The sequence below is a fragment of the Gilvimarinus sp. 1_MG-2023 genome (assembly GCF_030548285.1).
In genome coordinates, this window is record NZ_JAUOSC010000511.1 from 1 (window position 1) to 334 (window position 334).

The 334-nt window shown below is 54.2% G+C and carries 1 protein-coding gene; it reads left to right on the forward strand.

Annotated features, from left to right (window positions below; translation table 11 throughout):
• Positions 1–15: 15 nt before the first annotated feature.
• Positions 16–334 (forward strand): hypothetical protein (locus Q4563_RS17860; protein ID WP_303605456.1); only part of this gene is annotated, 319 nt, incomplete at its 3' end.

Genomic DNA, 334 nt, shown 5'->3' on the forward strand with positions numbered 1-334 from the left:
ATACTGAACATGGAGATGCCCCGCAACCACCTGATCACCGACCGGGCACATTTTGAGATTCCGGTAACCTTGCCCGCTGAACTGTTTGAGCAGGTTGAAATAGAAACCACCACCCGGGCACCACTCTGGGTCGGCCTGTGGAAAGATCGCTGGCTGTCAATCACGCTGCTGACCATCAGCCTGATTCTGTTAACCATCCTGTTCAGCTGGCAGCGGTATTTCACCCGCTTCCCCCGTGCGATGCATGTTTTTCGCTGGGGGTTTCTGGTGTATACCGTCGCCTATCTCGGTTTTTATGCCCAGGGGCAGCTGTCAGTCGTCAATATCTATACCC